Source organism: Luteitalea sp. (assembly GCF_044337415.1).
Lineage (GTDB): Bacteria > Acidobacteriota > Vicinamibacteria > Vicinamibacterales > Vicinamibacteraceae > Luteitalea.
This window is the reverse complement of sequence record NZ_JBIINP010000376.1, coordinates 1-2,805: the sequence shown is the minus strand read 5'-3', so window position 1 is coordinate 2,805 and position 2,805 is coordinate 1. Positions and strand designations below refer to the sequence as shown.

Below are 2,805 nucleotides of genomic sequence, written 5' to 3'. Positions count from 1 at the left end.
GCGTGCGCGCCTTCTTCGGCGTCGGCCTCGATCACGAGGCCCCGCGCTGCAAGATCGGCTGGATTCGCGTGCCCGGGGGCGCCACCCTCGAGATCTTCGGGTTCGAGCCGAAGCTGCCTCCCGACCGGATCCCCTGGAACAAGGTGGGGCAGACCCACTTCAGCTTCAACGTGCGCAACGTGCACCGCTGGCACGACTACCTGAAGGGCAAGGGCGTGGAGATCGTCAGCACGCCGGAGCAGTCGCCGCGGGGCCACTGGTTCTTCTTCGTGCGCGATTTCGACGGCAACCTGATCGAGATGATCGACCTGCGCCACATGTACTACGTGCTCGGCTGGCTCGGCGCCCTCGGGGGCTGGGTGTTCCGGCGCGGGATGTACAAGCACTACTACCAGCGCTGAACCCGGGCCGCCACCGGCCCTGCGTGGTGATCGCCCGAGACGCCGAAGGCCGGACCCGTGAGTCCGGCCTTCGCTGGTCGCACGCTCCGCGCGCGACTACTTCTTGCGCGTCGTCCGCGGCGCGCTCTGGCTCACGGCAATCTGCCTGCCCGCGATCGTGATCGTGGTGCTGCGCGCGCCGCCGGTGTTGGCCGGTGTCGTCACCGTGACGGTCCCGTTGCCGCTGCCGCCGCTGGTGTTCATGGCCACCCACGTCGCGCCCGCGTCGTTGGCGGTCGTCCAGGCGCAGCCCGTGGGTGCGGTCACCGTGACCGACCTGGAACCGCCGGACGCCGAGTAGGAGAGCGACGTGGTCGACACCGTGTACGTGCAGGTCGGAGTCGTGGGCGTCGTGCTGCCGCCGATGCTCTTGAACGCCGCGACGGTCGCGATGTTCTCGGTGAGCGTCCGGGCGTTGTCCTGGCCGGGCGTGCCCATCACCAGGCCGTTGTAGAAGGCGCTGGGGCTCGACAGGTAGGCGAGCCGCACGGCACTGCCGTAGGACATCACCGTGCGGAAGGCGCCCGACGGATCCTGGTAGCCGTAGGCGTACGCCGTCGAGGCGGCGCTCGAGGCGTTGGCCGGGTCGTGATGGAGCCCCTGGTTGTGGCCGACTTCGTGTGCGAACGACAGGTTGCCGACGGCGCAGGTGCGATCCACGACGCTGAAGGCGTGCGGCGCATACGAGGTCGACACGGTCGTCATGATGCCGCCGAAGCCGCAGCAGCCGTTGGCGCGATAGCCCTCACCGATCATCGAGACCACGTCGGCGCCGACCTCGTTGCGCTTGGTGTGCACATCGTTCATGTACAGGTCGGTGGTGCCCCGCAGGTTGCTGAGGTCCGTGGTGATGCTCGCCGGCGTCTCCACGTAGTCGACCTGTCCGGCGTACACGAGACGGAGCACCGCATTGACGCCGCTGTTGGCGTACACCAGGTTGGCGTTGTCGACGGCCGCGAGCGCCAGGCTGTTCATGGCCGCCGCGCCGCCGCCCGCCGTCTCGGCTCTCGGCGTCCACACCACCATCACGTCCACCTGCACCGGAGTGCCGGTCAGCGCTGCGGTCGTGGCGCCGGGCTCGGTGGCCACCAGCGCCTGGTCGCCGACGAAGTTGCCCGGATCCTCGAGGACCTAGAAGTGGATGCCCTCGAACTCCGGGTCGTCGGTGGGGAAGGCGCCGGGGTCGAGTTCGGCGATGCTGTACTGGCCGTCTGGCTCGAGGCCGATCTCGAAGACGCGGCCGTCGGCGAAGACCGTGCCGGTCATCACGCCGCGCGACATGGCGAGGACGGCCTGCGCCCCCTGCTCGCCCTGGCCCACCCAGACCAGCGAGTCGACGCTGGCCCGCTTGATCTTGGTGCGCGTCAGCACCGGCTGCACGTCGTCGAACAGGTGCAGGCGAAGGGAGGCGGCATCGAGCGCCCGCAGATTGAGGCGCGCCTTGCGCACCCGCCGCGCGGGGACGTCACGGCGCGAGGCCGAAGACCCGCCTTGCGCGGCAACGAAGAGGTCGGGGACCGTCTGGGCCTGGACCGGAGAGGGAACGATCATCGCGAAGGCGGCGATGATGAGGGCGGCGAGGGAGCGAAGTGAGAGCATGGCGACGGGCGTGCACCAGAGAGCGACACGCTGTCTCCCTGGAGTGCACACGGCGATCCACAGCCAACAGGCCATGGATACGACGACTTACGTTGGTAGGTCGGAGTCGCTCCCCAACTCCGAGTCCGTATTTGAATGTCGTGATTACGCTTTACGTTGTCGGCCCAGCCTGAAGTTGGGTCAAGTGATTATAAAAAGGGCAACTTCAATGCCCTTGTTTAGGAACCATCCTGTGACTAGCGCCGGTTGAGACTCCGGTGCCATGCATGAGGTTGCACGTGACTTTACGATATTGGCTGATGAAGGTCGAGCCGGACGCGTACACCATCGACGCACTCGAACGTGACGGCCGGACCAGTTGGGAAGGCGTACGCAACTACCAGGCGCGCAACTTCATGCGGGATCAGATGCAGGTCGGCGACAAGGTCCTGTTCTACGCCTCCAACGCCTCGCCGTCGGGCGTCACGGGGTTGGCCGAGGTCGTCCGAGCCGGATACCCCGATCACACCGCTTGGACCAAGGATCACGCCTACTTCGACAAGGGGAGCGACCCGGACGCGCCCACCTGGTACATGGTCGACATCGGTCACGTGGCCACCTTTGCCGCCACCGTTCCCCTCGAGACGCTGAAGGCGACCGCCGGTCTCGAGGACATGATGGTCACGCGCAAGGGCAGCCGCCTGTCGGTGCAACCAGTCACGCAGGCCGAGTACGACATCGTGGTGCGACTGGGCACCCGGCGCCCGTGACCCGGCGGGCCCTCCAC

Annotated in this window: 4 protein-coding genes; 2 read left to right on the top strand and 2 right to left on the bottom strand. The window is 67.4% G+C overall.

The window, feature by feature from the left end:
• Positions 1-401: VOC family protein (locus tag ACIRDX_RS22550; RefSeq protein WP_396627661.1), on the top strand; the 401-nt coding region annotated here is incomplete at its 5' end.
• Positions 402-497: 96 nt separating this feature from the next.
• Here ACIRDX_RS22550 and ACIRDX_RS22545 read toward each other — a convergent pair.
• Both ACIRDX_RS22545 and ACIRDX_RS22540 read right to left on the bottom strand, forming a co-directional pair.
• Entirely contained in the window at positions 498-1,529 is a 1,032-nt protein-coding gene (locus tag ACIRDX_RS22545) for a reprolysin-like metallopeptidase (RefSeq protein WP_396627660.1), read from the bottom strand.
• Positions 1,530-1,571: 42 nt separating this feature from the next.
• Positions 1,572-2,039 (bottom strand): hypothetical protein, encoded by a 468-nt coding sequence (locus ACIRDX_RS22540; protein WP_396627659.1) that lies wholly within the window; start codon positions 2,037-2,039, stop codon positions 1,572-1,574.
• A gap of 299 nt (positions 2,040-2,338) precedes the next feature.
• Here ACIRDX_RS22540 and ACIRDX_RS22535 point away from each other — a divergent pair, with 299 nt between their 5' ends.
• Entirely contained in the window at positions 2,339-2,788 is a 450-nt protein-coding gene (locus ACIRDX_RS22535) for an EVE domain-containing protein (protein WP_396627658.1), read from the top strand.
• Positions 2,789-2,805 lie beyond the last annotated feature (17 nt).

Coding starts and splice junctions, on each gene's coding strand:
- ACIRDX_RS22540 (WP_396627659.1), bottom strand. CDS start 2,039: ATGCTCTCACTTCGCTCCCTCGCCGCCCTCATCATCGCCGCCTTCGCG.
- ACIRDX_RS22535 (WP_396627658.1), top strand. CDS start 2,339: ATGAAGGTCGAGCCGGACGCGTACACCATCGACGCACTCGAACGTGAC.